Genomic DNA, 6,151 nt, shown 5'->3' on the forward strand with positions numbered 1-6,151 from the left:
GTCACGACGTGCAGATGGTTGGTGTCGACCAGCGTGCCGTCGACGTCGAAACACGGCCGCCCGTTCCGCTTGTGCCATGCGTGCGATCCCTTTCTCTCCGGTCCGGCCGGGTACCACGTCAGCTCTCTCCGGCCCGGCCGGGTACCACGTCAGCCGCCGGCCACGCCGGACGGCACCTGCCTCCCGTGGGTCCAGGCCAGCAGTTCCTCCCGGGCCCACGTCGTCACCACCCGCTCGGGCGGCACGCCGCACTCCTCCGCCCGCGCGCAGCCGTTGATCTGCCAGTCCAGCTGCCCGGGCGCGTGCGCGTCGGTGTCGACGGAGAACAGCACACCCGCGTCCACGGCCCGGCGCAGCAGCCGCCGCGGCGGGTCGAGCCGCTCCGGCCGGCTGTTGATCTCCAGGGCGGTACCCGTCTCGGCGCAGGCCGCGAACACCTCGTCCGCGTCGAACTCCGACTCGGGCCGTCCTCGCCCGGTCAGCAGCCGCCCCGTGCAGTGCCCGAGCACGTCCGAGTGCGGATCCCGCACGGCGGCCACCATCCGCCGCGTCATCGACCGGGCGTCCATGCGCAGCTTGGAATGCACCGACACCACCACCACGTCGAGCCGCTCCAGCAGCTCCGGCTCCTGGTCGAGCGAGCCGTCCTCGAGGATGTCGCACTCGATGCCGGTCAGCAGCCGGAACGGGGCCCAGGTCGCGTTCAGCTCCGCCACCACGTCCAGCTGCTCCCGCAGCCGCTCGGCAGACAGCCCGCGCGCCACCGTCAGACGCGGCGAATGGTCGGTCAGCGCCGCCCACTCGTGGCCCAGTTCCGCGGCGGCCCGGCCCATCTCCTCGATCGGGCTGCCGCCGTCCGACCAGTCGGAGTGCAGATGACAGTCCCCGCGCAGCAGTTCCCGCAGCCGTTCGCCGCCCCGCACGACCGCTTGCCGTTCCTCCGCCTCGCCCTCCAGCTTCCGCAGATAACCGGGCACCTCACCGGCCAGCGCCTCCCGCACCACCTGCGCGGTCTTCGGACCGACCCCCTTGAGCGACTCCAGCGACCCGGCCTCCGCCCGCTGCCGCACCTCGTCCTCGCCCAGCTCCCTCAGCACCCGGGACGCCGTGCGGAAGGCGCGCACGCGGTACGTCGGCGCCAGGGACCGCTCCAGCAGGAAGGCGATCCGGTCCAGTGCCTCGACGGGGTCCATCGCCACCTCCACCTCAAGGGTTCCCCAGCGGCGGGCGGGCCGCACGACGGGCCGCCGGTTTGCCCGGTACGCCCCCGGGTACTGCGATGCCTCGTCCCGACCGGGACCGCTTCACCCCGACATCCCGTCCGCTCCGCCGAGGAGGCCTGCCATGTCCGCCCCCACCGAGCCTCCCAGCCGGGTCGCCCTGATCACCGGCGCCGACTCCGGCATCGGCCGGGCCACCGCCGTACGCCTGGCCCGGGCGGGCATGGACGTCGGCATCACCTGGCACAGCGACCGGAAGGGTGCGGAGGAGACGGCCGAGGAGGTCAGGGACCACGGACAGCGGGCCGAGGTCGCCCGGATGGATCTCACCCGGCTGCCCGACGCCGCCGACACCGTCGACGAGCTGTGCGAGCGCCTCGGCCGTCTCGACGTGCTGGTCAACAACGCCGGCACCGGCACCATGACACCGTTCCTCGACCTGGAGCTGTCCGATGTGCGGGACGTGCTGGACGTCGACCTCGTCGGGCCGTTCCTGTGCGGGCAGAAGGCGGCCCGGCGGATGATCCGGCAGGGCGACGGCGGCCGGATCGTCAACGTGACCTCCGTCCACGAGCACCAGCCGCGGGTGGGCGCCGCGCCGTACTGCGCCGCCAAGGGCGGGCTCGGTCTGCTCACCCAGGTCATGGCGCTCGAACTCGCCGAGTACCGCATCACCGTCAACGCCGTCGCACCGGGCGAGATCTCCACGCCCATGACCGGACAGGACGACACCGACCCGCACACCGAGAGGCGCCCCGGCGTCCCCCTCGGACGGCCCGGCGACGCCCGCGAGGTCGCCGCCGTCATCGCCTTCCTCGCCGGCCCGGACGCCTCCTACGTCACCGGCGCCTCCTGGAGCGTCGACGGCGGCATGCTCCGCATGGGCCCGCAGGCCGGTTCACACCTGACCGACGACGACTGGCGCCGCCCTTGAACGCCCCGGCCGGCCGGCGACACGAGGGCCGCGCTCTTGCCGGTTGCGCTCTACGCTCGATGCATGACCGAAATCGCCAGCCCGCACATATTCAGTCCGCGGATCATGGTGCTCGGCGTCCAGCCGGGCACACCACCGTTCCGGATCGTGGAAATCGACGGTCAGGTGGTCGGGGCGGCCCGGGCCGTCATCGACGTCCTGACGGCCGCCGCCGCGTTCGGCATCAGGGTCCACGACCTGGACGATCCGGAAGTGGTGCGCTGGGTGGGCGGAGACAAGTTCACCTGGACCATGCACTAGGACCTGCGGGCAGCGGACGACGTCTTCCCCGCCCGGCCGTCGCGGGGCCTGCGCGCGTGCACCGCTCGGCTCAGGCGGCGGCCCAGGAGCAGGTAACCGATGAGGGCACCGCTGGTGTTGAGGATGACGTCGTCGACGTCGAACGCCCGGCCGGTGACCAGCGCGCCCTGGGCGAACTCCACCAGCAGCATCACCACGGCGGTCAGCAGCAGCACCCGCAGGAAGCCGCGGGTGCGCGGCGCGACGACGGGCACCAGGACGCCGAAGGGGACACCCAGTAGGATGTTGCCGCCGATCTGGCGTACGGCGTCCCGCAGCCCCGGCTGGTCGAGATAGGCCTTCAGGGAGCGGCCCGGATGCAGGTTGGTGTGGGTCAGTGCCTCCGACGCGGGCGAGGGCTGCAGGGTCAGCCGCGCCAGCACCACGGCGAAGGCGACCATGAACACGAAGGCGCACAGCATCGCCAGCAGCCGGATCGGCAAGGGCAGTGGACGCCGCTCACTCCCGGATCCGGTGGTACGGAGACGTGAGGCTGCTTCGGCCATTCGGTCCTCCACTCTTCAACTTCCCTGCGCGACTGGGCGGTTACCCACGGCTGCGGCGACGATGCCGCCCGGTCCGCTACGACACCGCCGTCGCGGACCGTTCCCAGCCTCGGTTTCCCCGTGTCCCGCCGGGGCACACCAGGCTCGTGGCCGCGCGTCGCCACGTCCCCCAGCCGGGGCGGTGCTTGGATGACCGCCACAACGACCAGCGCCCGAGGAGGTGTCGTGTGAACCGGCGTACGACGCTCCTCGCCCTGGCCGAGGTACCGCTCTGGTGGGCCGCGCTCGCCGCGCTGTGGCTGGTGTTCGTCAGCACCGTCGACCCGCTGGAACTCGCCGTCGGCGGGGGCGCGGCCCTCGCCGGGGCGCTCGCGGCACGGGCCGCGCGGCGAAGCGGTGGCCGGGCGTGAACGGCTGGATCCTCGCCGCGACGCTGACGCTCGGCACGGGCCTGGCCGCGGCCCTGTGGGGTGTCGCCACCGGGCCGCTGCGGCGCCGGGTCGTCGCGCAGAACCTGTCCACCGCGGTGGCCTGCCCGGGCCTGCTGCTCCTCGCCCAGGGCTACGACCGCCCCTCCTACGTCGATCTGGCCCTGGTGCTCGCGCTGCTCGGCCCGGTCGGCACGCTCGTCTTCGCACGGCTGCTCGGCGACGAACTGGCCGAGAACCCGCCCCGCGCCCGGATCGCCACCGGGGCGGCGGCGGGCTTCGGGGCGGTGGTCGTACTGGCGTTGTGCGTGGTGACCGGTCCGGGCCGGGCGACGGCGAAGCTGCTGGTGACGGGCGCCCTGCTGATCGGCGGGAACCTCCTCGCCTCGCGGGCGCTGGCCGGCCCGGCGGGAGCCGGGAAGGGGAGTGGGGCGCCGTGGACCACATCCTGATCGCCGTCGCCCTGGTCCTGGTCGCCGCCGGTGCGACCGTGGCCGTGGCCACCCGCGACCCCGCCCGCCAGAGTCTGGTCCTGGCCGTCCTCGGGGTGCTGCTGGCCGTGCTGTTCACCGTGCTCCAGGCGCCCGACGTGGCCCTGTCGCAGCTCGCGGTGGGCTCCGCGCTGACGCCGCTGTTGCTGCTGCTGACGGTCCGCAAGGTGAGACGGCGCGGACAGCGCGAGGGGGACGACGAGTGAGCCCGCGCACGAGAGCGTGGCTGGTGGCCGTGGGCGGATCGGGTCTCGCCGCGCTGCTGGTGGCGGCCTGTTTCGGCCTGCCGGAGTTCGGCGGTGACAGCCACCCCTACGGCGACCGGGCCGTCGAGGCGTCCCTGGCCCACCGCACCGCCAACACCATCGCCTCCGTCAACTTCGACCAGCGGGCCTTCGACACCCTCGGCGAACTGACCATCCTGTTCGCGGCCGTGCTCGGCTGCGTCGTCCTGCTGCGGCAGACCCGCGACGAACACCGGGCCCGGCCCCGGCCCGCCGAGGTCGACCCGCCCGTACGCCGCTACGCCCTGCTCGTGCTGCCCGTCGCCCTGCTCACCGGCCTGTACGTCGTCGCGCACGGGCAACTCAGCCCCGGCGGCGGCTTCCAGGGCGGCGTGGTCGCCGCGACGGCCCTGCACCTGCTGTACCTGGGCGCCGACTACCGTGCCCTGGAACGTGTCCGGCCGGTCGGCCTGTACGAGGTGGGTGACGCCGTCGCCGTCAGCGCCTACCTCGTCACCGGCGTCGCCGCGCTGCTCGGCGGCGCCGCCTTCCTCGCCAACACACTGCTCCCGCACGGCACGTTCAACACGCTGTCCTCAGGAGGCACCGTGCCGCTGCTCAACGCGGCCGTCGGCATGGAGGTCGCCTGCGCCGTCGTGGTGCTGCTCGCCCGTTTCCTGGACCAGGCCGTCGAGATCGAGGAGGAGAGCGGGACGTGAGGCCGCTGTGATGGACGTGTTCGCCTACCTGGTCGCCGCGTGGATCTTCCTGGCCGGCTGCTACGGCCTGGCCACCAGCCGCGATCTCATCCACGCCGTCGGCTGTCTGTCGGTGTGCCAGTCCGCCACCTACGTGCTGCTGCTCGCCGTCGGCTACCGGGACGGCGCCACCGCGCCCGTCTTCTCCGACCTGGAACCCGGCGCGCGGCCGGTCGTCGACCCGGTCGTCCAGGCGCTGGCCCTGACCGACGTCGTCGTCGGCGCCACCGTCACCGCCCTGCTCCTGGCCCTCGTCGTGCAGGTCTCCAAACGGCACGGCACGGTCGATCCCGACGAACTCTCCGAGCTGCGCGGCTGATGCACCACCTGCTGCCGCTCCTCGTCGCCGCCCCGCTGCTCGGGGCCGCCCTGCTGGCCGCCGGGGGCGGCAGGGTGCCCCGGGCCGCCGCCGAGTCCGTCGGCTGCCTGGTCTCGGCGTGCTCCGCCGCGCTCGCGGTCGTCCTGCTGCTCGACTCCACGCCGCCCCTGGCGGAGTGGGTGGGCGGCTGGGTGCCCGTGCACGGCGAGAGCGTCGGGATCGTCCTGGTCGGAGACGGGCCGGGGCTCGGCATGGCCGCGCTCGTGTGCACTCTCACCCTGGCCGCCCTGGTGTACTCCTGGCGCTACTTCGACGAACCGCCGCGCGGGCACGCCGGATCGTTCCCCGCGCTGCTGCTGCTCTTCCAGGCCGGCATGTGCGGTTTCGCCATGGCGGGCGACCTGTTCAACGCGTTCGTGTGGTTCGAGCTGATGAGCGTCGTCGCCTACGTGCTCAGCGCCCCCTGGGACCCCGACGCCTTCCGGAAGGTCATCTCGGAGGCCATGCAGGACATCGCCGGGACCGGCTCGACGGTCACGTGGGTCCTCAACAACCACGACCAGGTCCGCACCGTCACGCGCTACGGCGAACCGGCCACCGAGGGCAGTGGACTGGGCGCCGCCCGTGCCCGCGCCGCCGCTCTGCTGATGCTGGCCCTGCCCGGAGCCGCCTACATCTACCAGGGCGAGGAGCTCGGCCTGCCCGAGGTCGTGGACCTGCCCGACGACGTGCTCACCGACCCGATCTTCCACCGCACCGGCAGCCGGGCCCGCATCCGCGACGGGTGCCGCGTGCCGCTGCCCTGGTCGGGGCAGGCGTCGCCGTTCGGCTTCACCCCCGGTGCGGAGAGCGCCAAGCCGTGGCTGCCACAGCCCGAGTACTTCGCCGAGTACGCCACCGACCGCGCCCTCGCCGACACCCGCTCCTTCTGG

The 6,151-nt window shown here is 73.4% G+C and carries 10 protein-coding genes; 8 read left to right on the forward strand and 2 right to left on the reverse strand.

Translation table 11 applies throughout. The features are described from left to right. Positions 1–149: 149 nt before the first annotated feature. Positions 150–1,193, reverse strand: a complete 1,044-nt coding sequence (locus SSQG_RS35545) for a PHP domain-containing protein (RefSeq protein ID WP_003994839.1) — start codon at positions 1,191–1,193, stop codon at positions 150–152. A gap of 151 nt (positions 1,194–1,344) precedes the next feature. On the opposite strand from SSQG_RS35545, the gene SSQG_RS35550 reads away from it, so the two are divergent. Together SSQG_RS35550 and SSQG_RS35555 are read left to right on the forward strand one after the other, a co-directional pair. Continuing rightward, on the forward strand, positions 1,345–2,154 hold the full coding sequence (locus SSQG_RS35550) for an SDR family oxidoreductase (RefSeq protein ID WP_003994840.1): 810 nt from the start codon (positions 1,345–1,347) through the stop codon (positions 2,152–2,154). Between the two features lie 63 nt (positions 2,155–2,217). Then, complete coding sequence (locus tag SSQG_RS35555) at positions 2,218–2,454, forward strand: hypothetical protein (protein WP_003994841.1); 237 nt, start codon at positions 2,218–2,220, stop codon at positions 2,452–2,454. Here the strand turns inward: SSQG_RS35555 and SSQG_RS35560 are convergent. Continuing rightward, positions 2,451–2,999, reverse strand: a complete 549-nt coding sequence (locus tag SSQG_RS35560) for a VanZ family protein (protein WP_003994842.1) — start codon at positions 2,997–2,999, stop codon at positions 2,451–2,453. The genes SSQG_RS35555 and SSQG_RS35560 overlap by 4 nt on opposite strands. Before the next feature lie 227 nt (positions 3,000–3,226). Here SSQG_RS35560 and SSQG_RS35565 point away from each other — a divergent pair, with 227 nt between their 5' ends. The 6 genes from SSQG_RS35565 to SSQG_RS43265 all read left to right on the forward strand — a co-directional run. Continuing rightward, positions 3,227–3,409 (forward strand): hypothetical protein, encoded by a 183-nt coding sequence (locus SSQG_RS35565; protein ID WP_039934344.1) that lies wholly within the window; start codon positions 3,227–3,229, stop codon positions 3,407–3,409. After that, entirely contained in the window at positions 3,406–3,879 is a 474-nt protein-coding gene (locus SSQG_RS35570; RefSeq protein ID WP_039934346.1) for a monovalent cation/H+ antiporter complex subunit F, read from the forward strand. The genes SSQG_RS35565 and SSQG_RS35570 overlap by 4 nt, the downstream gene beginning before the upstream one ends. Beyond that, a complete protein-coding gene (locus tag SSQG_RS35575; protein ID WP_039934348.1) occupies positions 3,864–4,124 on the forward strand; it encodes a hydrogenase subunit MbhD domain-containing protein in 261 nt (86 codons plus the stop codon). The genes SSQG_RS35570 and SSQG_RS35575 overlap by 16 nt, the downstream gene beginning before the upstream one ends. Further along, entirely contained in the window at positions 4,121–4,861 is a 741-nt protein-coding gene (locus SSQG_RS35580; protein WP_003994845.1) for an MnhB domain-containing protein, read from the forward strand. Before SSQG_RS35575 ends, SSQG_RS35580 begins: the two co-directional genes overlap by 4 nt. A 10-nt stretch (positions 4,862–4,871) precedes the next feature. Beyond that, positions 4,872–5,219 carry a sodium:proton antiporter gene (locus SSQG_RS35585; protein WP_039934350.1) on the forward strand — a complete coding sequence of 116 codons (348 nt, stop codon included), beginning with the start codon at positions 4,872–4,874 and terminating at the stop codon, positions 5,217–5,219. Next, positions 5,219–6,151: alpha-amylase family glycosyl hydrolase (locus SSQG_RS43265; protein ID WP_244299367.1), on the forward strand; the 933-nt coding region annotated here is incomplete at its 3' end. The genes SSQG_RS35585 and SSQG_RS43265, both read left to right, overlap by 1 nt.

The sequence above is a fragment of the Streptomyces viridochromogenes DSM 40736 genome (genome assembly GCF_000158955.1).
GTDB classification, from domain to species: domain Bacteria; phylum Actinomycetota; class Actinomycetes; order Streptomycetales; family Streptomycetaceae; genus Streptomyces; species Streptomyces venetus.